Below are 25,761 nucleotides of genomic sequence, written 5' to 3'. Positions count from 1 at the left end.
CTGGTCGCAGCTGACGCTGCGCCCGGCGGGTTGTCGTGCGTGTTGGCTACCACCACCACTGGTAATGGCGCCTCGCGACGGATCTCCACTCACCCCCGGCCGGCGTGGTCACAGCGGGACTGCGGTGGTGGATCGCTCTGTGGAGTTCTCAACCCGCGCTGCGCGGGGCAGGCGCTTCCATTCCGTGTCTGGAGTCCAGGCGTGTCCGGGCGCACCACAGAAGCTACTAGCACTTTTTGTGCGAGTCAACAGTTGGAGTGCTACCTAGCACTGCGGCGCCTGATGTGAGAATGTGTCCGTGACGCATCTGGATGAGAGAGCAGAGGGAGGGCCCGTGACTGGCGGTTTTGCGCTGATGGTGCGGTTCGCCCTACGAGACAGCGGAGCTGCCCAGGGGTTCGACGAGCTCGTCGAGCAGGCCGCCAGGGGCATCCGTAGGGAGCCCGGCACAGTCATCTACACCGTGCACGCGCCGGTCAACGAGCCGCTGGTACGGATCTTCTACGAGCTCTATGCCGACCGCGCCGCCTTCCAGGCGCACGAGGAAGCGGCGCATACCAAGCAGTTCCTCGCCGCGCGCGAGCAGTACCTCGTCAGCACCGAGGTGACCTTTCTGGATGAGCTGAGGAGCCTCAGCAAGCGTCCAGAGACGGAGGGGCCGTGAAGCCGACAGGAAAGGACGTCGATTCGACTGACCGAGCCTTCGGTCAGCGCGTCCAGAAGTTCCGCAAAGAACGCGGTCGTACTCAGATCAGCCTCGCGGCGGCGCTGGGGAAGACGAGCAGTTGGATGTCTCAGGTGGAGCGAGGTGTCCAACCCGTGCGGCGTGTTGATCTACTGCAGCAACTCGCAGATGAACTAGGGGTCTCTGTCCAGCAACTACGCCCCGGCGCGCCGTCGGGTATCGGCGCAGAGCTATCCGCTCCTGCCCCGCTCTCGCTGTCCAACGATCTAGACGAGACGCGTCGGCTCATCTCCGGCCACCCCGCGCTCCGAACTCTGCTTGCCGGCACGGATAGCGCGAACAGCCCAGTGGACACACTGCGCGGGGACGTCGATGACCTCTGGGACCTGACCCATGCGGGGCACCTTGCCCAGGTCAGCACCATGGCCGTCGACCTACTGCCAGCACTCGAACAGGCCGCTCGCACGGCTCCACAGGCGGATCGGACCGAGCTCTACTTGTTGGTGTCTCGGGCGTACCAGGCTCTTTCGGCGGCGTTCGTCCGCCAGGACGAAGCTGACGCTGCATGGGTGGCAGCCGACCGCGCCATCTTCGCCGCCGAGCGGTCAGGCGACCCGCTGCATGTGTGCGCGAGTGTCTTCCGCATGGTGCAGGCGTTTGTGCGGCTCCGTAGCCTTGGCCAGGCCGAACACGCGGCTCGCACGGCTATCGACGCTCTAGATGAGCTGGCGGACAGCTCGCCGCCGGCGCTATCGGTCCTTGGTTCACTCCATCTGGCCATGGCTCTGGTGCACGCGCGGGCAGGTGCCCGCGCCGAGGCCAAGAGAGAGATCAGCGCTGCCAGAGGTATCGCGGCCCGGCTTGGCGAGAACCGCAACTACTTCAACCTGGAGTTCGGCCCCGTCAACGTCGAGATCCAAGCTGTGAGCACTGCGGTGGACCTTGGCGACGCAGGCGAGGCCCTGGACATCGGACTCTCGATTGATCCCGAGGGCCTCTCGCCTGAACGTCAGGGGAGGCTGCTGATGAACTTGGGGCGAGCTCACGCGCAGAGGCGCCACGGGGGCGAGGCCCTCGACTGCCTACTGCGCGCCGAGGTAGTCGCGCCGGAAATTATCCAAACCCACCAGGCTGCACGCGCGACGATCCGTGACCTGGTCTTCATCGCTGGCCCGAACGCGTCGCGCGAATTGCTTGACCTGGCAGAACGAGCCGATGCCCTCGACTGAGTCAGCGCTCGACGGTTCCCAACTCCGCCACTCACAGCGGGGCATCAATTAGTGACAGGATGTGGCCATGATGAACTCTGCTCGATCCCCGTAGAACGAGCAAGGCCGTCCTTTCCCTGCCAGGAAAGAACGGCCTTCTAGCTACCGACTCGCACGCCTTCCACAGCTCCGAGTCGTGTCCGGTGAGGTGACCTCGCCGGGGTGATGCCCGTGGGCCTGTATAGGCCCGCGCAGTCACCTGTACCCAGAATAAGCGGTCCGTGTAGCAGTCCGCCACCATCCGGGTTTCCTGTCGGGTCACATCTGCTGGTCACGGCTCCCCTACCAGGGGAGTTCCACCCACCATGCGCCCCTCGCGCCACTGCTGGCGGCACCGTGTCACTGCCGCCAGCCGAAAAATTCCCAAGACCGGTGTCACGTTTCGCGTCCCGTCCACCCTTGTGCTGGGCGTGATCACGTCTGTCGCCCCTGATTTCACCGCCCCGACAGTGGCGGTGGTCCAATGAGCGCGGCCGCGGTGAGGCAGAGCGCTGTCCCGCTTGTCGCGGGGCCTCGGCGCGTCCTGAGGCGGACCCAGTTCGGGCCGGTCTCGCCACAGGCCGGCCCGGCAAGGGCCCCGGTGCCCGGTCATCCGCTGGCGCTCGGGCGTCGCACTCGGGCACAGCTGCGGGCTGCGGTGCACGCGCTGCTGGACGTCCCCGCTCTGGACGGCGCGTCGGACGCGGTACGTCTGGCGGTGCTGGTGCTGGCGTCGCGTACGCCGTGGGAGACCGGTGTGGTGGAGATCCGCACCTCCGAGCTGGGCCGGTGGATCGGGATGTCCGCGTCGTACACGGCCTCCGTGGTGGTCCCGGCGCTGAAGCGGTCGGGCGTGGTGTCCGCCGATGCGTCGGAGGGTGAGTTCCGCGAGAACACCGGTCTGGAGTGCAAGGTGCTGCCGCTGTGGGCGGCGCAGGACGTCGTCGGGCACCCGCTGGATCTCGCGAAGAAGGAGTACGCGACGTTGCAGCGGTTGTTCGAGGCCGTGATGGCGCCGGGCTGGAAGCACAAGGATGGCCGGGTCACTCCGGCCGGGCTGATCGGTACGCGTACCGGTCGGGGGGCTGCGACGGACCGTTTGGCGCTGCTGTTGCTGGTGCTGGAGGCGCGGGAGACCGGGCGGGTGCGGCAGTGCGGCGGGAGCGTGGACACCAAGCGCGGCCGCGCGGCGGCGACGGTGGCGCGGCTGCTGGGGTGTACGGCGTCGGCGGGGGAGCGGGTGCTGAAGCGTCTGGAGGACCGGGAGCTGGTGCTGCGGGTACGGCTGAAGACGGGCTCACGCATGCCGAACCGGTCACGGCTGATGGTGCCGGCGGTTGCCTCCGCGCACGGGCGTACGGTCGGCGACGACGTCCAGGAGGACCGCGCGGAGGCCCTGGAGTCCGAGTTTTCAGACCCCGACGTTGCGGCAGGGCCTAGTGAGGCGCCCAACCTGGCGGCGGAATCCCAGGTCAGCGGCGTGCCGGTGACTGATGGGGCGGATGTTGCAGAGCCCGACGTTGCGGCAGCCCTTCACTCTGACCACCCTTACCTGGTTACTCCTGTAGTTCCTCAGCAGCTCTCTGGTGGCTTTTCCGGCGAAGGCCGTGGAGCTGACGGCCGTCGGCCGGGACGCGTGTGCGTGCGCGAGGACCAGGCCTCCAACAACGAGACCGCCGTGGCCGAGCCCGGGAGCCAGGTGGCCGGGGCCGACCCGCTGCGCGGTGAAAAGCCCACCAAGTCACCGGTCGACAAGCAGCAGGCAGGCAGCGTCGGCGTTGGTGCCGGTGCCCGGCTGACGGTCGTGGGTGGTCGAAAGACGCAGCGGCAGGGGCGGCCGGAGCTTCCCGCCGATCTTGACCTGCGGGTGGCTCTGACGCCGGTGTCCTGGCTGTGGACGAAGCTGAACCGCTGGCAGCAGGACCGGGTCGTGGACGTCGCGAAGGCGGAGCTGGCACAGCTGCGGACCGTGCTGGAGTGGCCGACGCAGGCACCGTCGGTGCTGGCCGTCCGGCTGACGTCCCGGCTCGACGAGACCGGCGGCGAGGCCCTGATCGCGCGCCCGTACGGGTGGATCACCCACCGCGGGCTGGTGCGCCGACCATCGTGCTCGGACGTGCGGTGCGACGACGGCGTCCGGATCGACACCGGCGCCGACTGCGACAACTGCGACAACATCCTGCACGCGCGCCGGGCCTGGCGGGTGCGGATCGCGGCCGAGGTCGACCAGGAGCTGCCCGGCCTGGAGACGGACGCGCGGTTCCGGGAGATTGAGGCCCGGCTCCGCACTCATGCCGAGGCCGAGGCCGCCGACTTCGTGTCCCGTCAGGCCGAGGCCCAGCAGCGGGCAGCCCAGCGTGCGGCGGCCCGTGCCGAGGCCGAGGCGCAGGCCGCCATCGTGCGGGAGCGGGCGTCGGCCGACGCGGCGGTCCGGCAGGCCATGGCGTGCCAGGACTGCGGCCGGGAGCGGTCGGCCGGGCTGTGCGAGACGTGCGACCACCGGCGCCAGGCCGAGGCCCTGATCGGCGAGGCCGGTCTCCTCGCAGCCACATGGTCGGCCGACCCGACCAGCCCGGCCGCCGTCGCGGCCGTTGCCGCCGAGGTCCGCACGGCCATCGAGGACGCCATCGCCACCTCGTGGGCCCAGTTCCAGGAGATCACCGACCCGGCCGCTCTGGCGGCAGCCGGCCCGGACGCCGTCGAGGACGCCGCCGCGCACAACGCGTTCGTGACCGCTGAGAGCGCGGCCGCGGACTACCGGCACGAGGCCCTGGTGATGCTCGGTCGCAGCACGCAGGCCCAGGCTGAAGCCCGCAAGGCGTACGCCACCGAGCTCGCCAAGCCCTGGCACCAGGCGCTGCCCGACAGCAACGACGCCCAACGCGCCGCGACCGAGGCCGCCGCGAAGGCCCAGACCCGCACCGCCGAGCACCTGCTCGCCGTACGGCTGGAGCAGCTGCACACCCAGGCCCACCCCACCCCGGCCCGGCCCGCTCCGTGGCCGCAGCGCCTGCCCGAGCTCGCCGCCCGCCCGCTGGACGAAGAAGCCTTGGAGGTGACCGCGTGAACGCCGTCCCGGAGCTGTCCGGCGTCGACCTCGCCCGCCAGGCCCTGCTCGCCGCCCAGCAGGCGGCGAAGAAGAACGGCGCCCATCTGCAGGCTCGTCGCGTTCTGCCTCATCCCGAACGTCCTCGTCCGAATCGCTGTCGGTCGCCGCTGAAACGAAGCTGGGCCCGGCCTGGATGGTCAGGGGACATCGCCCTCCCAGACGAAGGGGCCCTCGATTTGGCCGGGAGCGGGTGCGTAGTCAGCACGGCCGCCGGGCCCGTACGCGCTGTGCGGGGTGATCAGGTAGGCGCCGCCGGCGAGCATGTCGTCGGTCCAGCCAGTGACGTCGAGCAGCTGGCCGTCCAGCGGTCCGCCCACCAGCTCGCGGTAGTCGTGGCCGGGCTCGGGCCCGGTGTCCGCCTCGCCGTCGCTGCCGTAGACCCGGGGTGCGTGCGTCATGCGGTCAGTGTGGCCCGGCGACCAGGCCCTCGTCCGCGAATCCGCCACGGCGCTGTTGCCGCGCCCGTCCGGCGGGGCGCCGGCCCACTTCCGGAATGGACCCGCCAACGGGCCTTGCACATTGTGCACACCTATGCCATTCTCTAGATGTGCACAAAGCGCACACCGGCACTGAGCAGGGGAGATACACCATGTCCGTCACCGTAACCAAGACGAGCGGCCACTCGGTGGAGATCACCTGGACCCCGGAGGACGACCCGCAGGGACTGATCATGCGGGCCATCGAGAGGGACCAACTCGCCGACGTGCTGGAGACCCTGGGCCGGGGCGTCGTCACCTCGACCGAGGGCCAGGAGGAAGCCGCCGCCAGGCACACGATCGAGTTCGGCAAGCTGATGGACCGCCGCGGCGCCGCCTACGTACTCCACCTGCGGGAGACGTACGGCACGTCCTGGCGCAACCTTGCCGAGACCCTCCTGGGCGACAAGGAACGACAGAGCGCGATCCGGCGCATGTACGACTCCGGCCGCCTCAACAGGGGCATCTGACCGGCCATCACCACCCGATCGCACATCTGAGAGGTCACTACCATGCGTTTCCACATCACCCGCTCCGACGCCGACCGCAACGCCGACAGCACCGACAACGGCGGCGAGGTGCCGGACCTGAGCGGCGCCACGATCAATGGCGGAGTGTTCGGCGGGACCAACCACGGCATCCGCGGCGGTGTCTTCCACGGCCGGATCATCGTCGAGGACGACGACAACAAGTAGATGCGCCACGGGGCGGCCGTAATCACTGCCAGGAGACCGGCCGCCCCCACGCCCCCGACAGCCCCAGCCACCGGAGAAGCCCTATGTTCGCATCCGTCTTCGTTCTGCTCTACGTCGCCCATTTACTCGCGGACTACCCGCTCCAGACCGACCACCAGGCCGAACACAAGGCCGCCCGCAATGCCGCCGGGTGGCGGGCGAACCTCACCCACGCCGGCACGCACGTCGCCGCTTGCTCGCTTGCCCTGGTCGTTGCCGCCGTCGTCCTGGACGAGAGCGTCGGCGTCCTGCCCGGCGCGGCCGCGGTCGCGCTGATCGGCCTGACGCACGGGTTCATCGACCGGCGCTGGCCCATCCAGTGGTGGATGACCCACACCCGCCAACCCGAGTGGGCCGCCAAGGGCGGCGCCGCGCACGTCGACCAGACCGCGCACGTCCTGGTCCTGGCCGTCGCCGCCCTCACCCTCACCGCACTGAGCTGACCACCCACCCGCACACATCTTGAGAACGGGAGACACCATGGACGCCCAGGAAATTCAGGAGCAGCTGCGCCGCGAGGCCGAAGAGACAGAGCGCGCGAGCCGGGAGCTGGCCGAGGCGCTGGCCGAAGCCGCCCGCCGGGACGGCGGGGCCTGAGAACGAGCAAGTCAGGGGCCGGTACGGATCATCCGTACCGGCCCCTGACGCGTTCACGATGTCGAAGAGCACTGTCAGCCGGCCACGGTAGCCACAGGTACGAGCTCCCGTTCTGATAGAACGGGGATTCGAGAGGAGGGCTCGTGACCACGCCCGCACCCACCCAGCGTTCGACGACCATCCTGACCTGCTCACCAGCCCAGGTAGGCCGGTGCGCGCGCTGCCACATGCCGTGTCACCGCTACGGCGCCGGCGGAAGCCCTCTGTGCGTCACCTGCCGCAAAGCCGTCGAGGCCGCGCGCAGCAAGAAGGCGTCATGAGCCGGCGCACCTCGACCATGGTTCGGCCCGCGTACACGTAGTCGGATCCCACCGGCCCCCACCGCCCTCGCTGCGGGGAGCGTCGCACACAGGAACGGTGCGGCACTGGAATCGGCCAGGTATCAGGCCAGAGCGCATGTTCTGCCCTCGGGGCGTCGCGGGTGGCGGGACGATGTGATCACCGGCTTCCACGCATACGTGATGCGGAGTGCGCATATGCCCAGTACAGAGCAGACGTTACGGCTCACCGTCGCCGCCCTGATGCGGCTGACCGGCGAGCGCCAGGCCGACCTCGCCGACGGCCTCCGGCTGAACCAGGCGCAGGTCAGCCGGAAGCAGGGCGGCTCCGCCTCGTGGTCCCTCGACGACATCGACCGCCTCTCAGCCCACTACGGCATCCCGGTCTGCGACCTGCTCGCAGGCGTCGACCGGGCCGTGCGCTGCCTGCCCGCCCGCCGTTACGCGCCCGCACCGGGCGCCGCCCAGCTCACCATCGCCCCGTAGCAGGAGACCGCCGGGACGAGCCCGTTCGCGGCCGCCCCCTGCTTTTCTTTGCCGTCCTGTGTCACGTTTCGCGCCTGGGTGCTCCTTGGGTCTGACGTGATCACCATTTCGGAGACAGCCAGTCGGCTGCGCGCTGTCGCACCTAGGCAGGTGCCTCGCCCGCAGCCGTACCGAAGAGAAGCCGACCGTCATCATTGCGCTCGCCCCGGGCGCGGCCATCGCCCCTGCCCCGGTGGGCGAAGGCATCACCGATTCCAGCCACTGACACCGCGGAGCGCTGCCTGATGCCCACTCGCCACCCGCGTCGCCGCCATCCCGCATCACGGCGGCCCCGGCCCGCGCGCCGCACGAGTCGGCGTCGCCGCTACCCGCGCTCCCGCCGCCAGCGCCGGCGCGACCGCCAGGTCCTCGTCCTCGGCGCCGGCGTCCTGTCCGTCGCCGCACTCTGGGCCGCCGTCGCCTGGCTGGTCACCCACCTGTGGGCCGTGGTCACGCTCGGGGCCGTCGCGGTCGTGACCGCGACCTGGTTCGTCAACCAACGCCGCCAGCAGCACGCCTGGAGCCGGGTCCAGCAACAGGCACTGCGCTACGAACTCCCGCAGCTCGACTCCTTGGACCACCGTGAGTTCGAGTACGCGATCCGGGACCTGATGCGCCGCGACGGATGTACCGACGCCCGCCAGGTCGGAGGATCCGGTGACAACGGCGCCGACGTCCTGGCCACCGACCCCCACGGCCGTGTCTGGGTCATCCAGTGCAAGCACCGCCGCGTCGGCGACCGCGGCTCCGCCGTCGGCACCCCCGACCTCCAGCGCGTCAACGGCACCGCCCGCCAGCTCTACGGCGCCGACATCGTCCTCGTCGTCACCAACGGACGCTTCTCCAACCGCTGCGCACCGCTCGCTCAGCAACTGCGCATGCACCTGGCCGACCGGCGGATGCTGGCCGCCTGGGCTGCCGGGAGTCGGCCACTGTGGGAGCTCCTGCCGAGGGTTCCCGCGCCGAGGTCCGGGAGCTGAGCGCGCCGCAAGCACCGGTTCCGCACGGGCCTGAAGAGATCAGGCCGCACCACAGTCGTCGCCGCACATGACCGTCACGGTCATACCGATCTCACCGGCCGCGGCCCGCACCACGGCGAGCACGTCCGCTACGGGCGGGCGTGGGCCGGGACTGCGGGTGGTGGTGGCGGCCAAGCAAGCTGTGCAGCGGTCCACCCAGCGGCGGCCGAAGCCGGCGTCCTCGATGACGCCGGCGACGGTCGCTGTGGCACCGCAGCGAATGCACGGATGCCGCTCAGTGAGCCGCTCGATATAGGCGGACCCACACGGTGTCCAGGGCGGGGCGGGGTCGAGGCTGGAGGGGGCGATGCCCAGGGCGTGCAGCAGGTTTGCGCTGGTCACGCACTCACCCCTCTCGGTCGGCTCGGGAAGGCGAGCGTAATATAGAACAAATGTACGATCTCCCGCCGGATCTGCCGCGTCTTCGGACATTGGAACAGCAGCTCACCATCTGGCTCGGGCACATCCGCAAAGCCATTGCCGCGGCCGAGCAGCGGGAGGCCGAGCAGCAACGGGGTGCCGAGCGGCGCTCGGCCGTGCCGGACTGGATCGTCGAACTCGGCATCGGGCAGGGGGCTCCGTCGATCGAGGTCCACGCGGGAGGGTGCCACGCGGCCGGCAAACGGCGCCGGGCCATCGACCGGGACCAGGCGCGCCGACTGATCGCCGATGGGTCAGGACGTGCACGCACTGTCAGCCGGATGTCGAGCTCCGGATGATCGACTAGAGACTGTTTCCCTGCTGTGTTCGTCGGTTGATCGAATGTGAGCTCCACGTCGCTGCCATCCTCATCTGGAGCCGGGGCCGAAAGCGCCGATACCAGACCGCCCTGCTCCCCGCCTCTGATACACGGGGCCCCTCCTCGATCGGATGGTTCCGCCGAACCACGGTTCCTGATACGCCCGTTTGTCCGATCCAGGAGGGGCCCGCCAGCGCCCAACCGGTCAGCTCTGACCCCCTTCCCGGATCAAGACCCACCAGAGAGCGCACAAGCACCAGCGCCAGGGCGCGCACGTCATCCACCGACCGGTGGGGAGGCTCGGCCCCCGATCCCGGGCCTAACCCCGGAGGCGGCTCCGTCCTCCGGTTCTGTCAACGGGCAACTCCTACCGCCGTGGTGGGCGTGCCGGAATCGTGGTGGGCATGAAGACCACCACCCTTGAGGGGCGCGGTTTCGTCACCGCTGTCATCCGTTCCATCGGCGCCCGCCACGACGGCGCGCACGATCTGGTCACCGATGGGCTCTACGTCGATCTGCGCCGGGCGCTGCGCAACCCGGCCGATGACCCGACCATGCGCTACCGCACCGGCCTGGACAACGACGTGTACGAGCACGTCCTGAACACCCCCGGCGCCCGCGACCTCATCAACCGAACCGCCGTCCAGCTCCGCCTCCTGGTCGACGAGGTGCCCGTCGGCCACGTCGCCCGCCTGACCGTGGCCTGCCAGGGCGGCCGGCACCGTTCGGTCGCAGTGGCAGAAGCGGTAGGACGCCGGGTCTGGGCGGCGATGGGTGGGGATTACGGGGTGGAGATCGAGCACCACCACATCGACCACCCCGTCCTACCTCCCGCCTAACGGGCGTCACTGCCCTTGCTGGACGCCCCCACGCTGCGATCACGGGTCGGCACCAGGGTGCCGTCGACGATGTAGACGGCACCCTCGCTCGGTCGGCGCGCAGGCGAGATGGGCAGCAACGGTGCTACCGCGGCGGCGGAACCCGACCGCGCCGGCGTCGTTTACCCGACGTGAAGCGATCGATTCTCCGGTCCCTCTTCGTGGCGGCCGCTACTGCGGTGAGCGCGGCCGGTGCCGTGCCCGCTCACGCTGCGGCCTCCGCCTGCACCCATCACTGGTCCGGTCCCCAGGTCTGCATCAGCGTCGACGGTGAGCCGGGCGAGGGTAATCCTGGCCATGTGACGACCGCCTGGACCAACCCGCCCAAGGGCCGCAAGACTGCGACCGTGTACGTCAAGGAGCCCGGCGGCTTCCGCTACGCCGTCCAAGCCCACCGGGTCCGTGGCCAGCTGATCGCCTCCTTCGTCCCGGGCCGCGTCATGGACGACGGAGAACTCTGCGCCCGCTACGCCGGCTCGACGCGCATGGCCTGCATCCGGATCATCAACCGCGTCTGAGGTGCGCCGGCTGAGGGGAGATGCGCGCCCCTCGGCTGCGGACGCCGTGCGGCCGGGGCGGCGCCGACCTGGAGGCGCCGCGAACCTGGAGCTTCCGACGCGCTCCCGGAGGCATCACTATGACCTGCGAGTGAGGCGGTCCGCTGTCGCGCGGCAGCACCACCGCCCCTCAATGCCGGTCAACGCGCTGCTGGTGGCCGGTGCGGCGTGCGCGTGGGCGGTGGTGCTGGGGCGGCCGACCGCGGGGTGAGTGACCCGGTCCGTACGCATCAGCCGGCCGTGGCGACACCGCTCAGAGGGAGCACCCTGAGGCTGACCCGGTCAGCTCGCCACGCGCTGGCCCTGTTCGTGGGCGTCCACGGCAGCGGCGTAACGGGTGAGGTCGACGCCGGCCGCGCGGGCCTCTTTGAGCCGGATGGACACCAGACCGGAGGAGACATTCAGCTTGCGGGCGATCTCGTACCCCTTCAGTCCCTGCCGGTGCAGTTCGACGATTTGGTCCCGCCGTTGCCGGGAGCGCTCCTCGTACGCCGCACGTTCCTCGGCCACCATGCGCTGCACCGTCCGCTCGGACACTCCGAACCGGTCCGCGAGCTCGCGGGCGGTCGCGGTGCGACGTTCACGCCTGGGTTCCTGCGTCACGGCTTCCCCCTCATGTACTCAAGCATGGCGTCGGTGCGCTCGGCCCGGCGTGCTACCCGCGCCGCCCCCGAAGCCCTTCCGCCCTTCTTCCCCCGGGCGGACTGGATAGCGACGAAGGTGGCCTCGTAGACAGCCGCACCGTCCTTCCACATCCTGGAGCGCGTCGTGATCCACCGGTGGATGCTGTTGGCGATCGCACGCGCCTCCACGGCCGGCAGCGGCTCCGCGAATTCGGCGTTACGGCTCTGTACCTCAGTGTGGATGGCGGTGTGGAGGGTGTCGGGGCTGCCGAAGTGGTGGCGTACCTCGCGGTACGCCCAGGTCCGGGCCGTCTCGAAGATCGAGCAATTGCGGCCCAGCCCGGTGACGTTGATGCGGAACCGTTTGGTCTCCCGCCAGCGGACGGGCGGCATGTGACTGCTCAGGGCCTCCTCCAGGCCGCCGAGCGTGTGGAGTCCACCGTGGAGCCACTCGGTACTCCAGTCCGTGTGCAACGGGTTCTTCGTCATCAGGCCCGAGTACGCCGCATCACCGTCCAGCGCGCGGCGCAGACCCTCAGTGACGGCGGCCGCGTAAGCCAGAGGCTTGCGCCGGGCGTACTCGGTCCGCGTCACCGCCTCCGCCAGCGCCCACACCGCATGAGCATGCCCGTTCACCGGGTTCTCCACGACCGCGTTGGGCAGCGGGTGCGACCCCACCGACGACACCGCTCGCAGCACCGCATCCGAGTGGTCCACATCCACGACGAGGAGGTTGCTCATCGCCGACGGGTTCGCCTCCACGTACCGACGCGTCATCGCCACCGGCCGCTGCTCACGCCGGATCCCCTCCTGCAGCCGGTTCGTCGCGTACGGCCGCAACGGCAGCCACAACTCGTCCCACTGCCCTGCGGGCAACTCCCCGTTCATACGCTGATCCTCGCGTGTCCGCCTCTCCCGACTCCGCCGGACACGCCGCAAAATTCAAAGTCCGCCACGAAGCCAAGTCAGATGGTTGGGGCTCCCGACCGCTGTCTCTGCACCTGCCAAAGCTGACGCCAGTAGGGCACATCTTTAAAGTCCGCCACGAAGCCAAGTCAGATGGTTCAGGTTTCCTGCGGTGTTCGCCTCTGCTCGCCCACTACGGCGGGAAGTGGCGGGGTGGCCGCCTCCGGGCCACCCCGGAACGGCGCAGGGCGGAGCATCGCGCCCGTGAGCACGAGGCCCGGGAACGTGAGCGCCAGGAGCAAGAGCAGTGGGCGGCGGAGCGGGAAGCTCAGTGCCCGGCGTGGGTGCGTTGCGGGTCGAAGTTCACCGACGAACGGTGGAAGGCGGCCCAGGCCACGTATTGGAGTAACTCCGGAGGACAGCCGCCCCACGTTCTGCGACCGGTGCAAGGGGCGGGCCGTCGCGGCCAGGCTGCTTGAGCAGACGGTTCGGGCCAGCATCGAGCATCGCGACCAGGAGGACCAGGAGCAGGCCGAGCCGGCGCGGAAGCCCGGCGGGTGGCTCTCACGTCGGCGGACCTGGGGAGCGGGGCGGCGGCCGTGACGCATCAGTACAACGAGGGGCCCCGTCCGTGCGGACTCGTTCGTGCGGACGGGCTCCCGGCACAGGACGGGAGCCCGTCCGCACGCGACCGGAGGCGTCCACGCCCGGGTCACGGTGCCGCCACATCGTAGAGCGCCCCCGTAGGCCGGTAGTTGCGGAGCTAGCACACGCATCCCGCACGGTGGGGCGGCGTGTGGCGTACATCACATGTGGGGCCCTAGGTCGGTGCCGCGCCATGAGTGCGTCGCGGTGACCTGCGGCGTTGAGTCCAGGAACCCCAACTTAGTGCACAAGTTTGTGCGTCGTGCCTGGTGAGAGGCGGTTTTCGGGGTTTCCGGGGGTCCTGCGGTGAGTTTCCGGGGGTCCTACAGTGAGGGGGTCGCAGCGCGCTCCGGACGCGCTGGCCGCGACGCCCCGAAGGGTGAACGGGCGCGCGGGTCTCTGACGCCCTTACCCCGGTCTAAGGGGGTTGCGGGGCTAACCGTCCGCCGTCGGATGGTGTGGCCGCCGCCCCCCCGTTGGGGCTCTCTGTCCATCTCGCTGATTCCGGAGATTCGCCATGTCCTCGTCCAATCTGCTGCTCAATTTGCTCCTGGTGCTCGTTGTCGTGCAGGGTCTCGGCGCGCTGGTCTATATCGCGTACCGCCACCCGCAGTCCCACGCTCCGCTGACCCTCGCGCTGGGCTACGCGGGTCTCCTCGCCGCCTGCGTCATGCCGATCGTGGTCCGGTGACCCGGCCGGTACCGGTGCGCCCGGCCGGGGCGGTCGGGTACGTCACCGCAGCCCGCTGTACGTCATCGGCATGACGTACAGCGGCCCCGCAGCCGTGTCGTGTCCGGCTGTGGGGCGGAAGCCGGGCGCCCCGCACCGGGGGTGAGGCTGACGGGCTGTTCGGCAGGGGTGGTGCGTGTCCCCCGGAAGGGTGTCTTTTCCCTCGCGTGCGCGTATGCGATTTCTGCGGTGTATGCCCAACTCACCCTGAAAATCTGAGTGTTGACAGTTGTTGTGATGGTTCGTCATGGTTTCGGCGTCGGCCCGGTCGGCGGGCTGCGATGTGTGGATGGGAGTGCGGGCTATGGGTCGTGTGGTGCGTGAGAGCTACGGCGAGATCGAGGCGGCTGTGCGGCTGCGGGTGCCGGTGGCGGCGTGGCGGTGGGCGGCGGCATCGGGCCTGGTCCCTCCGGCGGACATCGGGCCGGGGGTCTGGTCGCGAACGGTGGTGGAGGCCGCCGACGCGGAGGCGGTTCGGGCCGCACTCCGGCTGCTCGATGCGTGGGGGGCGGCGGACCGGCTCACCCGGGCGCTGAGGGAGCCGTTGGTGTGGCGGCCGGGGGTGACCGCTTCGGCGGTCGGTCACCTGGTGCGAGCCGGGCTGCTGGTCGGGCTCGGCGGGGACCGGGACACCCCGGACGTCCACGGGGACCAGCTCGACGCGCTCGCCCGCCGCCGCGACCTCCCGGCCCTGCTCGACCGGCACATGCCCCTGGGCGCGGGCCAGGCCGCCCGCCGCCTCGGCGTCCGCCGCACCGATTTCGACGCCGTGGTACGCCTCGGATGGGTCGAGCCGGTCTCCACGGTGGACGTCGACTACGGCAAGAGCCGGGGCGGCGCCGTGGCGGTCCCGCTGTACCGCGCCCTGGACGTCGCTCTCCTCCCGGTCGTGCACCCCGAGGTGGACTGGCGCGCGGTCCGGGCCGCCCGCCCCGGCACCCGTTCCTTGCTCACCGGCCAGGCGCCGACCGCGCCGGGCGGTGCCTGGCTGCCGCTCGCGGAGGTGGCGAGGATCTGCGGAGTACGCCGGGCGGCGGTGGTGAACTGGCGCCGCCGCCACGCCGACTTCCCTGCCCCGGCCGCAGGCACCGACCCGCACCCGGAGTTTGACCGGGCCGCGGTGGTCGCCTGGCTCCTCGACCACGACAAGATCGCGGTTCCCCTGGGGCCCGACCCGGCGCCCCTGGCCGTGCTCGGCGCCGGGCGCGCCGAATGCAGCATTCGGTTCTATGACGCGGTCCTGGACCTGGCCCACGACGCGGCCGGGGAGGACCGGGTCACCGCCTGGTGCACGGAGGCGGACGCCGAGGCCCTGGCGGAGCTCACGGCCGGGGAGTGCGGGGCGACCGTGCGCCGTCTCGCCGTCCCGGGCGCGGCACCGCTCGCGGTGACCGGCGAAGTACGGGTACTCAGCCGCTACCGGTCCGGGGAGGGCGCCGGGCTGCGCCTGACGCTGGCCTGGCCCGCCGGTCTGCGGGGCACCGCCGCACCGGTCGGAGGCGGCCTCGTCCGCCACGGAGCCCCGCTCGCCGCGCCGGGGGACGCCTGCTGGTGCACGCGGCACGACTGCGGCGGCCTTGTCCCCGCCTCCGGGTGCACCGAGCACGGCACCGCAGCCGCCCCGGCGATGGAGTGGCACCCCGGCGGCGGCATCCGGTGCGCCGACCTGGCCCGGCGGCGGCCGGGGAGTGCGGGGCGACCGTGCGCCCCCTCGCCGTCCCAGGCACGGCGCCGCTTGCGGTGACCGGCGCACGGGGTGGGCGGTACCGGTCGTCCCCGCGTTCGTTGACCGGTGGTGACCTCGGATTCAGCAGCAAGCCCCCCGGACTGGCGTCGGCGATACGTGGGCGCGTACGCCCGCGCACGGCGGATTCTGGAGGCGGCCCGGTGGGTGGGCCGGTGGGATGTCCCGCCGACCGGTGTCCTCCTCGGCCACCTGGAGGCGGGGGCGATCGAGGCGGCGGCAGCCGGTCTGCGCCGGCTGCCGCCGCCTGCCGCCCTCTCCCGCGCGGAGCGGCGGATCTGGCGCCGGGCCGCCGGTGCGGCTGAGGTCGCGATGCGCCAGGCCGCCCACGAGCGCGCCCGGTCCGAGGGGGGAGGGGGGCCTAGGGCTGGGTAGCACGTCATCGAATTGACCGTACGGGGGACATATTCGGTCCCGGTCTTGACTGGGGGCGCCGACTGGCGAGACGGTCGGCGCAACCAAGCGCAACAGACTCGACACGGGAGAGCGCCATGACGTTACGGTTCGTCGGGATCGACCCGAATACCGGCGGTGGTGGATCGCCGACGGTGTGGGTGGAGGAAGAGAGCGCCGACCTGGTCCTCCAGGGCCCGGAAGCCGAAGAGATTCTCCGGGCGCTGGTGGGCGGGACCCAGTGGGTGGCCGGCCATGCGGTGGGGATCCCGCCGCATGAGACGGTGATCCGGATTCCGGCCCGGATGATCTCGATTCTGAGGGAGGCGTGTGATGTCGCAGAGCAGCGTGCCCGACTTCGCTGAACTGCTGAGGGGCGCTCAGCACACGGCGGTCCACCTGGAGATGCGCGACCACTACGGCGTCGGCGACGAGGCCGAAGAGATCGCACTGTTCGCCCGGACCGGTCAGATCGACCTGGACCCCACGGCCCGCTGGTGGCCCGAGTGGCTCGGGCTGGTGAAGGAGACCCTGGCCCGGGGCGTGGCGATGCGCCGCGCACGGATCGTCTCGGAGCCGGTCACCGACTACATCCGGTGGGAGCACGCGGCCACCGTGCTGAACGTGGGCGCCGGTGAGCAGGTCCGCTGGCTGCCCCGCCGCAACGCCTCCGACATCGCCCTGCCCGGCAACGACTTCTGGCTGATCGACGACCGCCTGGTGATGTTCCACTTCTTCAGCGGCGACGGCGACTGGGTCGCCCCCGGCAGCGAGATCACCGAGGACCCGGCCGCGGTGAACCTGTGCGCGTCGGCGTTCGAAACGGTCTGGGAGCGCGGCATCCCGCACGAGAAGTACACCGTCTAGGCCACCGAGCAGCCCCGTGACCGTATCCCCGTCGTCCAGCGCACAGGCAGCCCGCGAGGCGCTCGCCGTGCGACTCACCCACCTGCGCAAGGACGCCGGCCTCACCGGCAAGGACCTCTCCGCCCGGTGCGGCTGGCATCCCGCGAAGACGACCCGCCTGCAGAAGGGCGCCGCTCCGCCCTCGGACGCCGACATCCGCACCTGGTGCACGGCGTGCGGCGCGGACGACCAGGCCGACGACCTCATCGCCACCGCCCGCGCCGTCGACTCGATGTACCTGGAGTGGCGCCGCCTGCACCAGGGCGGAATGCGCACGGTCCAGGAGGACTGGTACGCCCTGCACGAGCAGACCCGCATCTGCCGCGTCTACGTCTCCAACGTCCCGCCCGGCTTCTTCCAGACCCCCGGCTTCGCCACCGCCCTCATGGGCCAGATCACCGCCTTCCAGGGCACCCCGAACGACGTGGCCGAAGCCGTCGCCGCCCGCGTCGCACGCTCCCGGTTCCTCTACGAGGGCGGCCACCGCTACGTCGTCCTCATGGAGGAATCCATCCTGCGCTACCGCACCGCCGACCCCGACGCGATGCGCGGGCAGCTGCGCCACCTCCTGACCGTGATGCCGCTCGCCTCCGTCTCGCTGGGGATCATCCCGTTCACCGCGCAGCGCACCGTGTGGCCGCTGGAGGCGTTCTACCTCCACGACGACACCGTGGCCGTGGTGGAGACCCTGACGGCGGAGATCAAGGTGACGCAGCCCCGCGAGCTCGCCGACTACGCCAAGGCGTTCGCCGGCCTCGCGGAAATGGCCGTCTACGGCGACACGGCCCGCACCCTCATCCAGGCGGCGATCGACGCCCTGGAGTGAACCTCCGCAATTACCCGCAATCACCTTGAGGACCGACTCCCACGCTGCGTAGCGTCGAAGTCACCGACGGACCACCAGCCGGAGAGGCGGGGCCGCATGCGCGCACACCACGACACCACCGCCCCGGCCCCGGAGGACCGCGGCCTTCAGCCACCCGCGTACGGCATCCCCTCCCCGGCCCTGCTGGCCCGCGCGGACCGCGGCTTCGCCCGGTTCCTCGGTCGGCACGGCGAGGACCAGAACGACCGGGACGACGGCAGCGAGGACACCCCGCGGTGACCGCCGGCCACCCGCACGAGACGCTCCCAGCAGCGAGGCCCGCCATGCACACCAGCGCCCACACGGTCCTGTACGACCCCGACGGGCTGATCGAGGCGGAACTCCCACTCGACCGCGAACCGTACGAGTGCCTCGTCAAGGCCGTCCTCGCGTGGACCGACGAGGACACGCTCGCCGTACGCGACTACGAGCAGATCGCCCTCCAGCTGACCGGCCACGCCCGCGCGCTCGCCTCCGACATCCGGCGCCGCGCCAACCAGCTGCCCAAGAGCAGCGGACCCCGGGCACTCGCCGACATCGTCCTGCGCGAGGCGGAAGGCCAGCTGTCCGCGCCGATCGAAGGCACCGTGCACTGCGTTCAGAACCGCGCCCGCCTGGTCCGCGCCCTCTACGAACGTCTGGACCGCCTGGGGGTCGCGCCCGCCCGCACCGTCGGGCGGTGACGTACGAGACCCCGGGCCCTGTCGGTGGGCCCGGGGTCTCGTCGTGATGAGAGGCGGTCAGAAGTCGTCTCCGTAGCCCTCGCGTTCGGAGGGCGGCCCGAACCGCTTGATGGCCCAGCAGGTGCAGTTCCCGCCCTCGTACAGCTCCTTGTCGCACTCTTCGTGGTGCTCGCGCACCGCCCGCTTCGCCGGGGGCGCCGACGGCGCAGGCTGCGCGGCGGTCGGCTCCGAGGCGGCCTCGGCTGCCGGGGCCGCGCCCGCCCACACCATGCCCAGCGCCGCGAGGGCTGCGAGTTGCTGCCCGGTGAGCTTGTCCCGCCGTGCGCGGGTGTTGGAGAGCCATACGCCCAGTCGCACTGGCACGGTCTCGCCGTCGACGAGGACGTCCACGACCGCTCCGCGTGGGACGGGCCGGTCGGTACCTTCGTGCTCCACCCACTGGGTGAGGGCTGCCAGGCCGCGCTGGAAGGCGGCTTCGGCCTTGCTCCCGGGCTTCTTGGGGCCCTTGAGTGCGGCGGCCGGCTCGGGACGGAGCTCGGCCGGGGCCGTGGCCGTCACGGGGAGGGCCGCGCCCTGCACGCCCAGCGCCTCCAGGCGCTCGCGCTGCTCGGGCATCAGCTGTGCCCAGGTGCCCGGCTCTTGCTGTCGCCATCGCCAGGTGCCGATGTCGTCGCCGTCGAAGGTGACGCCGGGCGCGATGTAGGGCAGGTGGCCGTCGGCGTCGACGAGGTCGGCCAGGATGCGGTAGTGGCGTTGCCAGTTCAGTGGCCAGGGGCAGTTCCAGTCCTTGTCGATCGCGGCGAGCTGCGCGGCCCGTTTCGCGGCCCGGTCCGGGTCCTTGCCAAGGCCGTTCTTGGTGCCCGTGCGGCGGAGGTTGGCCATGTACTGTCCGATGGGTACGGACCCGGTGCCGGCCGGGTCGTCCCAGACCGCGTCCTGCCGGGGCGCGAGGTGTCCGGTGGCTCGCCGGTATGAGCGCAGGACGGCGAGCTTGGCCTCCCACGCCTCTTCGCCCGGCTCCCAGACCATGCCGGCTTCCGGCGCGTCGAGGAGTTCCTCGCGGTGCGGGTCGAGTTCCCCGGCCCTCAGGGATTTCCGCTGTTGGTGCACCCATCGGCCAAGGGGAACGACTTCGTCACGCCGACCTCGACCTTGACGTCGTAGGGAACGGCGTAGACGCCGGTGATCTCGTTCTCCTTGCGCCACTGGAGCAGGGCTTGGTAGCCCTCCAGCCAGACCAGGGATTCCGGGCGGTAGACCCGGGTGCGCAGGAACGCGGAGATCGTGGCCGCGTCGCGGGGGCTGGAGAAGTGCAGCAGCGCGGACTCGGCAGCGGCGTCGGTGTCGTCGCCCGGCTCCTGGTCCTCGCCGTCTTCGTTGCTTGCGCCGCCGCCCCCGACGATCCGTCCGTTCTCGTCGCGCTGGACGTGGATGGTGCGCTTGCCGCTGGTGAGGGCGCGGGAGGCGAGCTGCTCGACCAGGCGCTCATCGTGCGAGCGCAGGCCCTGGAGCACAGCGACCAGGCCGGCATATGAAGAGGAGGCGACCATGTCGGTTGGATCCTCGCCGGGCTCGAGGAACACCGGGACGATGATGCGGGCGACTTTGGTGGAGCCGTCGCGGTTGAGGCGGAGTGCGCGGCCGATGTTCTGGACGATCTCGACTTGGGAGCCGCGGGTGTCGGCGAAGCAGATGGAGTCGACTCCCCGTGTGCCGGTGATGTCGACGCCTTCGCCGAGGACGCGGCAGCTGGCGAGGAAGGCGCGGTGGACTCGGTGTCCGGTGGCGTCGATGCCGTTGGCGAATTGGCGCAGGACCTCGCGCCGTTCGGTGACGAGGTGGTCGCCGCACAGCCACGCTGACCACACCCGGTCCGGGGTACGTGGCGGCCGGCTTCCAGCTCGTAGAACTTCGCGTCGATGGATGACTTCGGCAGCTGGTCGGCGGCGGCCAGATCGGCGTCGGAGGCGTCGTTGACGTACAGCTCGGCTGCGGTCTCCGGCAGCTTGTCCGCGAACGCCTTCGCTTCCTCGACCTTCTGGTGGAAGGTCATGACGGTACGCAGGTTATGCGCGGCGGCGTGCTCCAGGAGCGCCGCCTGCAGCAGCGCCAGGCGCCGGCCGCGCCGGGCCTCGTCCGTCTCTCCGAGGGCGGGGAGGGGTCGCGGATCTCCAGGACGTCGATCTCGAATCCGGCGAGGATTCCCCGCTCGATTGCCTCCGAGAGTCCTAGCTCGGCGCCGGGAAGCCACGCGCCGTAGGTGCCCTTCGGGTCGTCCGACATCGTCGCGATCTCCACCTCCTGACTGTCCTCATCCTTCCTCGGCCGGGGTGCGGCGAGGATGCGCGGGGTTGCGGTGAGGTAGAGCCGGAAGTCCGCCGGGATCCGGGTGTTGTCGTGGATCGCCGCCCACGGGCGCCCGAGATCCCCTGCGGTTGAGTGGGCCTCGTCCACGATCGCGAGCGAGAAACCGTTCATGCGCTGCCCGTAGAGCCGTTCCCCGCCTGCCAGGGCGGCCTCCAGCGGTCCGCGGACCTTGCGTTGGCCCTCGGGTGCGTCGATGTCCTCGCGGTCGACGAGGGAGGCGTACGTGGCGAACACGACGACGGGTCCGTGGCCGGCCCACAGGGCGAGTTGGACCGGGTTCGTGGTCGTACGGACCCCGAGCGCGCGCAGGACCGGGTCGTTCTCCAGGGAGCACACCGCGACCATCGGTGCCCGGTGACCGACCGCCCGCCACGCCTGGGCGGTCTGGACGAGCAGGTCCAGGGTCGGCACCATCACGAGGATCCGGCCGCCGGCGAACGACTCCAGCGCGCATGCGGCGGCCGTGATCGTCTTGCCCGAGCCGGTGGCGGACACGATCGTGCCTCGGGCCCCTGCGGGGGCACGGATGATCTTGCAGGAAATCCGACCCACTTACGAAATGCCGCACGCTGGTCTACCTGGTGTTCCCTGAGCTGAATCGATGACATTTCATGCCTTCCCGAGCGCTGAATCCGTGTGGTCTTTTCAGCGGGCCGCGTGCGGAATGGCTGCCGCGCCCGAGTCGTTCCAGATCGATCCGTCCGCCTTGTGCCAGCCGCCGGGCTCCCCGCCCTGGCCGGCGGCTGGTTGGCCGGGTCGTAGTGCCCGGCATCGAGCGCGCACACGACGACGTCCCCGTCCGCGTTCCGCGTCCGGGCCGTGCACAGACCGCCGGCCTCGCCCAGCGCCTCCAGGACCTGGCGCCGCGCCGTGGTGTGAGGGTGGGTATTAGGCAGCACGCTCTCCCTGACGAACCGCTCCAAGCGCTCCAGCCGCACCGAGGCGGCCTGCTCTTCCAGCAGGGCCCGCTCGCCCCGTTGCCGCGCCATGTGCTCCGCGTGCTTGTCCAGGACCCGCTGACGCCGTTCCTCACGCTCACGAGCCCACGTCGTCCCCCGGGCGTCCTTCTCCGGGGTATAGACGCTCCATCCGCTTCGCTCCATCAGGTCCGCCAGGCGCTGCCACTCTGCGCGCTTGGCCGCCCATACCTCTGCCAGCCGCTCCAGATCCTGAGGGAACTCGGAGTAGACCTGAATACCGCGCCGGGCCTCCTCCGCCGTCTCCCGTTCCCGGACCGCAGCCTCCAAGGCGCGCTCCGAGACTGCTGCGGCATTCAGGCCGATTCCTGCACGGCGAACCGATTCCCTTGCTACATCCTCAGCACTCCACATAGCCAATCAACCCTCTCCAGGAAACCGAGGCCGCCCACTCCAGACGATTAAAGGGTGTCCCGTGTTTTCACCAACGGTACATGCTGAATCAATCTGATGCACGGAGTACGCTGGAACCCGACCCGAACGAGCGACCCCACCCCCTGCAGCCAGCCCGGCCCGCGTCAGCGGGCTGTTCCTGGCCCTGAAGGCGAAGCCGGAAGGGCCGGGGTGGAGCGGAGCGGAATCCCCCATCCCGCGTAGCGGGATGTCAGGGTGCCGCGAAGCGGGGCCCGTTCACTGGGGTTCTCGGAGCGGAGCGAAGAGAACCCCCGGCCCCTGGAGCGGAGCGGAGGGGGCCTTGCCCCGGCGCAGCCGGGGCTGCGGGGAGCGAAGCGAGCCGCGCCAGCACCCGCGGAGCGGGTGCGCGCCCCGCGAAGGACTCCTCCTTTGGGGCGATGCGGTGGGTGATACCGCGTTCGCGTAAACATCGTCGCAGGTGAGCGTAGTCGTAGCTCTGCCGGCGTGGAGCTTGGCGGGCTTGCGCCGCGCGGGCCGGGCAGACCGTCTCGTTCGGTGATCAGGTGGATCTGCGAGCCGTACTTACCTCTGCCGGCAGGATTCGGACCTGTCAGGCCCCCTTTTTTTCAGGGCTCGCATGTTCACCGAGTCGATCGCGCACCATGAGGACGGCACATTCACCGGTGGATCCGCTGGTGGCCGGACCGTCCGAAGCGAAGGCGCTCTCTCCCCCACCGACACGGGGCCGCGACGGCAAAGCAGGACAGCCCGGCGCGGCCGGGCTGTCCTGCATCCCGGCCGCCGCCTCCCGCCAGGGGCCCGACATCACCTGCCGGCGTCCCCGTCGTACGGCGGGATCTCAGGGGGCTCCCTCGAAACTCCCAGCAGGCCGGCCATCCGATCGTCCAGGGAGCGGTCGTGCGGGCATGCTGCGCGTTCCGCAAGAGGAGACGGCCGTCGGCTGACCCGTTGGCAGCCGCTGCGATCAGGAGTATCGCGTCCGGCCTGAAGCCGACGAAGCTGTTGTCCGGGATCAGGCGGGGTAGAGCTCCGCGAGCTGGTTCAGCAGCCGGGCGTACGCCTCGCGTTCCGGGCCGCGCGGCTCGGTGGGCTTCGTCGAGGATTCCCAGGCGGAGACCGTGGCCCGTCGCACCTGAAGTGCTTGGAACAGCCTGGTCGGCGCCGCGCAATGTTTCGGGGACCGGTCTGCTGGCCGGGAGCGCGACGGAGCAGCAGCTGCAGTCGGAGCTGGGCTGTGGCCGGGCGCGTGGCCGTCGGCGCCGAGCCGCCAGGACGGCGGCATCCGTCCGATGCCCGTTCCTGGATTCGGCCCTGGCCTGAGACCGGCGCGAGGTCTGGACGGCGCGGCGGCGCGCGCCCGGCATGAGGAGAGCCGGCCGGACCGGCGGGCGGCCTGACCTCACTCGTCCTGCTGACCGGCTAGTGCTGTGACCGCATACGTTGACCGGGTTGGGCGACCGTGAGGTGGTGGGGGCCAACCTCGCGGTGGGAACGTCCGCTTATGCTCAGCTCGTGCAGCCGCCTTTCGATAGAAGCGATCCGTTGATCACGGCGTTCCCAGTGGAGCTCGCGGGAGACACTGAGGCATTTCTGGCGGTCATGCCTGCTTCTCGCCTCCGCCCGGCAGCGTCGTTTTCGGTCGTTGTAGAGGGCCAGCAGGTGACCATCCCGGGGCGTCTCTACAACGACGAGCCGCCGCCCGGCGCGATGGCGTCGCTCTCGTCGCGTCAACGGCAACTTCTGCACTGCCTGTACTCAAGGCACTGCGACGGGATGGTCAGGCAGCGCCACCTGGCGAAGGTCGTTGACTCCACGGACCCGTGGGTCGTCCCGTTCGTCGTCCAGCTGGTCGGCGAGTACGTCTTGGAGATCCTCGTCGACATCTGCGACGGGCTTCGTGATCTGGCCGCTCCGGGCGCCCGGGGCCACGTCGCCTATGGGCAGTTCATCGTGGACAACCCGGCCTTCTTCGACCGTACTCAGCGGCGGGTCGTGAGCTACTGGAGCTGCTACTACCGTTCCGCCTATTCGAGTTTCCGGGGCTACCCAGGGTCTACTTTGCTTGACCTCCTTCGGTCCGCTGCCTCCGACAGGGCAGGGCATCCCTGGCCCGATCTCGCTCCTTCAGCAGGCGCCAGGGTGGACGGCTACCGCTAAGGCCGGCCGGCAAGGTTCACCGGGTTGATCAGGCTGCGACAGCGGCAGGTCGTCCGCCCCAGCGGACGCCCTTCTCGCTGCGGACCCGGACGCGCTCACGGCGTTGAGCTGCAAGGACAGCGGGATGTCGTGCGTTCTTGTTGCGCCAGTGCAGGTAGGCGTGCAGGGCTCGGGTCTGGACTATGTGGTTGCCGTGGTGGGAGTTGGCGATGGTGAACTGCCGCAGCGGCCCGAAGTGGGCCTCGATCGGGTTGGCCCAGGACGCGTAAGTCGGGGTGAAACACAGCTCGACGCGGTTCTTCCTCGCCCAGCAACGGATCTTCTCGCCCTCGTGCGCGGAAAGGTTGGGTGCCGCTCGGGGTGACCGACGGGGGCCCAGCCCGCACCGCCGGTGGGCCGGATGCCGAGCGGTCCGAACTCGTCAAAGGCGAAGACCCGGTCCGGGAACCGGGCCAGGACCTCCTCGATCCGGTCCAGCTTCGTCTCGCGGTCGGGGTCCGGGGATTCCTTCCACGTCTTGGTGCGCTGGAAGGTGACGCCGCGGCGGGCGAGCAAACGGCGTAACGCCTCGCGGCCGATGCGGATGACGCGGCCGTGGACTTTCCGCAGGTAGGCGGCCAGTTTGCGGATGGACCAGCGGGTGAGGGCTGGCCGAGCTTGGTCGGTCGGTTGGTGGCCGTCTGGACGACGAAGTCCTCGTCGTCAGGACTGAGCAGGCGGGGACGACCTCCCGCCCATAGAGGGTCCAGGCAGACCAGGCCGATCTCGTTGAACCGATGGATCACATCCCGGACGGTGTCCTCGTCGGCCTGCACCAGCTGGGCGATCACCGGGACGCGGTTTCCGCCAGCCGAAGCCAGCAGCATCATCGCGCGCCGGTAGCGAACCGAACCGGTGCTTCCCCGGCGCACGATCTGCTGCAGCTTCTGCCCCCCTGGTCGGTCAATCTGCGTACACGGACAGGCTCGGCCACCGTGCCTCCAGCGGGTCGGATCGGACGTCACCAACATCCAACCGCCCCGACCACCAACCCGGCGAACCTATGCGGTCAGAGCACTAGCCAGTTCTTCGCGCACATCGGCTGGATGCGCACCGCCAAGCGAGGCATCCTCCAGTTGCATCCCTGCCTCACCGTGGCCGGTACCTCCGACGAACAGGCGAAGCGGACTCGCCTGGAGTCTGGGAGACGGCCTCTATCAACTGCACCCCCTGCTCACCGGTGGCAACCTCTCCTCCCCCCTCATGCCGGTCCCCAAGATCCGAGCCGCCGAACCCGGGCGCTTCACCGAACAACGCCGAGCCAAGTTCGCCGCGCAGACGGCCAACCTCGACGCCACCGGCTGAGCATCCTGTTCTGAACCTCAACAGAACTCAGCCAGTGGCCGGAGGAGTTCAACCCGATGGTCGGCCAACTCCGTCGTGCCAGGGGCGACGTCACCCTTTTGGAAAGCGGAGCCAACACTCGGTACGCACGCCCCTTCCGCGA

Annotated in this window: 24 protein-coding genes and 4 pseudogenes; 20 read left to right on the top strand and 8 right to left on the bottom strand. The window is 70.4% G+C overall.

Annotation, left to right across the window (positions count from 1 at the left end; genetic code table 11):
- Window positions 1-298: 298 nt before the first annotated feature.
- From NEH16_RS32765 to NEH16_RS32755, 3 genes are all read left to right on the top strand, one after another.
- The gene (locus NEH16_RS32765) at window positions 299-664 is read left to right on the top strand and encodes a putative quinol monooxygenase (RefSeq protein ID WP_374215716.1); all 366 of its coding nucleotides are present in this window, start codon (window positions 299-301) and stop codon (window positions 662-664) included.
- The gene (locus NEH16_RS32760; protein WP_265546778.1) at window positions 661-1,914 is read left to right on the top strand and encodes a helix-turn-helix domain-containing protein; all 1,254 of its coding nucleotides are present in this window, start codon (window positions 661-663) and stop codon (window positions 1,912-1,914) included. Before NEH16_RS32765 ends, NEH16_RS32760 begins: the two co-directional genes overlap by 4 nt.
- A 619-nt stretch (window positions 1,915-2,533) precedes the next feature.
- Entirely contained in the window at window positions 2,534-4,999 is a 2,466-nt protein-coding gene (locus NEH16_RS32755; RefSeq protein WP_265546776.1) for a hypothetical protein, read from the top strand.
- A gap of 179 nt (window positions 5,000-5,178) precedes the next feature.
- Here NEH16_RS32755 and NEH16_RS32750 read toward each other — a convergent pair whose 3' ends face one another.
- Window positions 5,179-5,439 carry a hypothetical protein gene (locus tag NEH16_RS32750; protein WP_265546775.1) on the bottom strand — a complete coding sequence of 87 codons (261 nt, stop codon included), beginning with the start codon at window positions 5,437-5,439 and terminating at the stop codon, window positions 5,179-5,181.
- Between the two features lie 191 nt (window positions 5,440-5,630).
- On the opposite strand from NEH16_RS32750, the gene NEH16_RS32745 reads away from it, so the two are divergent.
- The 5 genes from NEH16_RS32745 to NEH16_RS32725 all read left to right on the top strand — a co-directional run bounded on the left by NEH16_RS32745 (window position 5,631) and on the right by NEH16_RS32725 (window position 8,691).
- A complete protein-coding gene (locus NEH16_RS32745) occupies window positions 5,631-5,987 on the top strand; it encodes a hypothetical protein (protein WP_265546773.1) in 357 nt (118 codons plus the stop codon).
- Between the two features lie 42 nt (window positions 5,988-6,029).
- Window positions 6,030-6,212, top strand: a complete 183-nt coding sequence (locus NEH16_RS32740; protein WP_265546772.1) for a hypothetical protein — start codon at window positions 6,030-6,032, stop codon at window positions 6,210-6,212.
- 83 nt (window positions 6,213-6,295) lie between these two features.
- Window positions 6,296-6,694, top strand: coding sequence for a DUF3307 domain-containing protein (locus tag NEH16_RS32735; protein ID WP_265546770.1), 399 nt, complete (start codon window positions 6,296-6,298; stop codon window positions 6,692-6,694).
- A 690-nt stretch (window positions 6,695-7,384) separates the two neighbouring features.
- Window positions 7,385-7,672: a helix-turn-helix domain-containing protein gene (locus NEH16_RS32730; protein ID WP_265546769.1), complete on the top strand. Its 288-nt coding sequence runs from the start codon at window positions 7,385-7,387 to the stop codon at window positions 7,670-7,672.
- Between the two features lie 284 nt (window positions 7,673-7,956).
- The gene (locus NEH16_RS32725) at window positions 7,957-8,691 is read left to right on the top strand and encodes a restriction endonuclease (RefSeq protein WP_308286073.1); all 735 of its coding nucleotides are present in this window, start codon (window positions 7,957-7,959) and stop codon (window positions 8,689-8,691) included.
- Window positions 8,692-8,730: 39 nt separating this feature from the next.
- On the opposite strand, the gene NEH16_RS32720 is transcribed toward NEH16_RS32725, so the two are convergent.
- Window positions 8,731-9,072: a hypothetical protein gene (locus NEH16_RS32720; protein ID WP_265546768.1), complete on the bottom strand. Its 342-nt coding sequence runs from the start codon at window positions 9,070-9,072 to the stop codon at window positions 8,731-8,733.
- 50 nt (window positions 9,073-9,122) lie between these two features.
- Between NEH16_RS32720 and NEH16_RS32715 the strand changes: the two genes are divergently transcribed.
- Together NEH16_RS32715 and NEH16_RS32710 are read left to right on the top strand one after the other, a co-directional pair.
- Window positions 9,123-9,449, top strand: a complete 327-nt coding sequence (locus tag NEH16_RS32715) for a DUF6233 domain-containing protein (protein WP_265546766.1) — start codon at window positions 9,123-9,125, stop codon at window positions 9,447-9,449.
- Window positions 9,450-9,873: 424 nt separating this feature from the next.
- Window positions 9,874-10,308 carry a RapZ C-terminal domain-containing protein gene (locus tag NEH16_RS32710; protein ID WP_265546764.1) on the top strand — a complete coding sequence of 145 codons (435 nt, stop codon included), beginning with the start codon at window positions 9,874-9,876 and terminating at the stop codon, window positions 10,306-10,308.
- Between the two features lie 14 nt (window positions 10,309-10,322).
- On the opposite strand, the pseudogene NEH16_RS32705 reads toward NEH16_RS32710, so the two are convergent.
- Window positions 10,323-10,436: pseudogene (locus tag NEH16_RS32705) on the bottom strand (IS5/IS1182 family transposase); the annotation flags it as partial.
- A gap of 210 nt (window positions 10,437-10,646) precedes the next feature.
- Here NEH16_RS32705 and NEH16_RS32700 point away from each other — a divergent pair.
- On the top strand, window positions 10,647-10,865 hold the full coding sequence (locus NEH16_RS32700) for a hypothetical protein (protein WP_265546763.1): 219 nt from the start codon (window positions 10,647-10,649) through the stop codon (window positions 10,863-10,865).
- A 321-nt stretch (window positions 10,866-11,186) separates the two neighbouring features.
- Here NEH16_RS32700 and NEH16_RS32695 read toward each other — a convergent pair whose 3' ends face one another.
- Entirely contained in the window at window positions 11,187-11,507 is a 321-nt protein-coding gene (locus NEH16_RS32695) for a DUF6115 domain-containing protein (protein ID WP_265546762.1), read from the bottom strand.
- Window positions 11,504-12,415 carry a replication initiation protein gene (locus tag NEH16_RS32690; protein WP_265546761.1) on the bottom strand — a complete coding sequence of 304 codons (912 nt, stop codon included), beginning with the start codon at window positions 12,413-12,415 and terminating at the stop codon, window positions 11,504-11,506. Before NEH16_RS32690 ends, NEH16_RS32695 begins: the two co-directional genes overlap by 4 nt.
- Before the next feature lie 1,180 nt (window positions 12,416-13,595).
- On the opposite strand from NEH16_RS32690, the gene NEH16_RS32685 reads away from it, so the two are divergent.
- From NEH16_RS32685 to NEH16_RS32650, 8 genes are all read left to right on the top strand, one after another.
- Window positions 13,596-13,769, top strand: coding sequence for a hypothetical protein (locus tag NEH16_RS32685; protein ID WP_265546760.1), 174 nt, complete (start codon window positions 13,596-13,598; stop codon window positions 13,767-13,769).
- A gap of 355 nt (window positions 13,770-14,124) precedes the next feature.
- Window positions 14,125-15,552 carry a hypothetical protein gene (locus NEH16_RS32680; protein WP_265547507.1) on the top strand — a complete coding sequence of 476 codons (1,428 nt, stop codon included), beginning with the start codon at window positions 14,125-14,127 and terminating at the stop codon, window positions 15,550-15,552.
- A gap of 147 nt (window positions 15,553-15,699) precedes the next feature.
- Window positions 15,700-15,927, top strand: a complete 228-nt coding sequence (locus tag NEH16_RS32675; RefSeq protein WP_265546758.1) for a hypothetical protein — start codon at window positions 15,700-15,702, stop codon at window positions 15,925-15,927.
- Between the two features lie 116 nt (window positions 15,928-16,043).
- Complete coding sequence (locus tag NEH16_RS32670) at window positions 16,044-16,310, top strand: hypothetical protein (RefSeq protein ID WP_265546757.1); 267 nt, start codon at window positions 16,044-16,046, stop codon at window positions 16,308-16,310.
- On the top strand, window positions 16,279-16,812 hold the full coding sequence (locus NEH16_RS32665; protein ID WP_265546756.1) for a DUF6879 family protein: 534 nt from the start codon (window positions 16,279-16,281) through the stop codon (window positions 16,810-16,812). Before NEH16_RS32670 ends, NEH16_RS32665 begins: the two co-directional genes overlap by 32 nt.
- 16 nt (window positions 16,813-16,828) lie before the next feature.
- Window positions 16,829-17,677 carry a helix-turn-helix domain-containing protein gene (locus NEH16_RS32660; protein ID WP_265546755.1) on the top strand — a complete coding sequence of 283 codons (849 nt, stop codon included), beginning with the start codon at window positions 16,829-16,831 and terminating at the stop codon, window positions 17,675-17,677.
- A gap of 96 nt (window positions 17,678-17,773) precedes the next feature.
- Entirely contained in the window at window positions 17,774-17,956 is a 183-nt protein-coding gene (locus NEH16_RS32655; RefSeq protein ID WP_265546754.1) for a hypothetical protein, read from the top strand.
- A gap of 44 nt (window positions 17,957-18,000) precedes the next feature.
- Window positions 18,001-18,399, top strand: coding sequence for a DUF6415 family natural product biosynthesis protein (locus tag NEH16_RS32650; RefSeq protein ID WP_265547480.1), 399 nt, complete (start codon window positions 18,001-18,003; stop codon window positions 18,397-18,399).
- A 57-nt stretch (window positions 18,400-18,456) separates the two neighbouring features.
- Here the strand turns inward: NEH16_RS32650 and NEH16_RS32645 are convergent.
- Together NEH16_RS32645 and NEH16_RS34045 are read right to left on the bottom strand one after the other, a co-directional pair.
- Window positions 18,457-21,374, bottom strand: a pseudogene (locus tag NEH16_RS32645) (Helicase associated domain protein).
- 1,150 nt (window positions 21,375-22,524) lie between these two features.
- A pseudogene (locus tag NEH16_RS34045) lies at window positions 22,525-22,763 on the bottom strand (IS5/IS1182 family transposase); the annotation flags it as partial.
- Window positions 22,764-23,630: 867 nt separating this feature from the next.
- Between NEH16_RS34045 and NEH16_RS32630 the strand changes: the two are divergent.
- Complete coding sequence (locus NEH16_RS32630; RefSeq protein ID WP_265547478.1) at window positions 23,631-24,275, top strand: hypothetical protein; 645 nt, start codon at window positions 23,631-23,633, stop codon at window positions 24,273-24,275.
- Between the two features lie 28 nt (window positions 24,276-24,303).
- Here NEH16_RS32630 and NEH16_RS32625 read toward each other — a convergent pair.
- Window positions 24,304-25,248 (bottom strand): annotated as a pseudogene (locus NEH16_RS32625) (helix-turn-helix domain-containing protein).
- Window positions 25,249-25,761: the final 513 nt, after the last annotated feature.

It is taken from the genome of Streptomyces drozdowiczii, assembly GCF_026167665.1.
Classification (GTDB): Bacteria; Actinomycetota; Actinomycetes; order Streptomycetales; family Streptomycetaceae; genus Streptomyces; species Streptomyces drozdowiczii_A.
This window is presented reverse-complemented; position numbering and strand designations above follow the sequence as displayed.

What these genes read in the sequence shown, in the direction of transcription:
- NEH16_RS32750 (WP_265546775.1), bottom strand. Translation starts at nt 5,439, where the DNA reads ATGACGCACGCACCCCGGGTCTACGGCAGCGACGGCGAGGCGGACACC.
- NEH16_RS32745 (WP_265546773.1), top strand. Translation starts at nt 5,631, where the DNA reads ATGTCCGTCACCGTAACCAAGACGAGCGGCCACTCGGTGGAGATCACC.
- NEH16_RS32740 (WP_265546772.1), top strand. Translation starts at nt 6,030, where the DNA reads ATGCGTTTCCACATCACCCGCTCCGACGCCGACCGCAACGCCGACAGC.
- NEH16_RS32735 (WP_265546770.1), top strand. Translation starts at nt 6,296, where the DNA reads ATGTTCGCATCCGTCTTCGTTCTGCTCTACGTCGCCCATTTACTCGCG.
- NEH16_RS32730 (WP_265546769.1), top strand. Translation starts at nt 7,385, where the DNA reads ATGCCCAGTACAGAGCAGACGTTACGGCTCACCGTCGCCGCCCTGATG.
- NEH16_RS32725 (WP_308286073.1), top strand. Translation starts at nt 7,957, where the DNA reads ATGCCCACTCGCCACCCGCGTCGCCGCCATCCCGCATCACGGCGGCCC.
- NEH16_RS32715 (WP_265546766.1), top strand. Translation starts at nt 9,123, where the DNA reads ATGTACGATCTCCCGCCGGATCTGCCGCGTCTTCGGACATTGGAACAG.
- NEH16_RS32710 (WP_265546764.1), top strand. Translation starts at nt 9,874, where the DNA reads ATGAAGACCACCACCCTTGAGGGGCGCGGTTTCGTCACCGCTGTCATC.
- NEH16_RS32690 (WP_265546761.1), bottom strand. Translation starts at nt 12,415, where the DNA reads ATGAACGGGGAGTTGCCCGCAGGGCAGTGGGACGAGTTGTGGCTGCCG.
- NEH16_RS32685 (WP_265546760.1), top strand. Translation starts at nt 13,596, where the DNA reads ATGTCCTCGTCCAATCTGCTGCTCAATTTGCTCCTGGTGCTCGTTGTC.
- NEH16_RS32670 (WP_265546757.1), top strand. Translation starts at nt 16,044, where the DNA reads ATGACGTTACGGTTCGTCGGGATCGACCCGAATACCGGCGGTGGTGGA.
- NEH16_RS32665 (WP_265546756.1), top strand. Translation starts at nt 16,279, where the DNA reads ATGTCGCAGAGCAGCGTGCCCGACTTCGCTGAACTGCTGAGGGGCGCT.
- NEH16_RS32655 (WP_265546754.1), top strand. Translation starts at nt 17,774, where the DNA reads ATGCGCGCACACCACGACACCACCGCCCCGGCCCCGGAGGACCGCGGC.
- NEH16_RS32650 (WP_265547480.1), top strand. Translation starts at nt 18,001, where the DNA reads ATGCACACCAGCGCCCACACGGTCCTGTACGACCCCGACGGGCTGATC.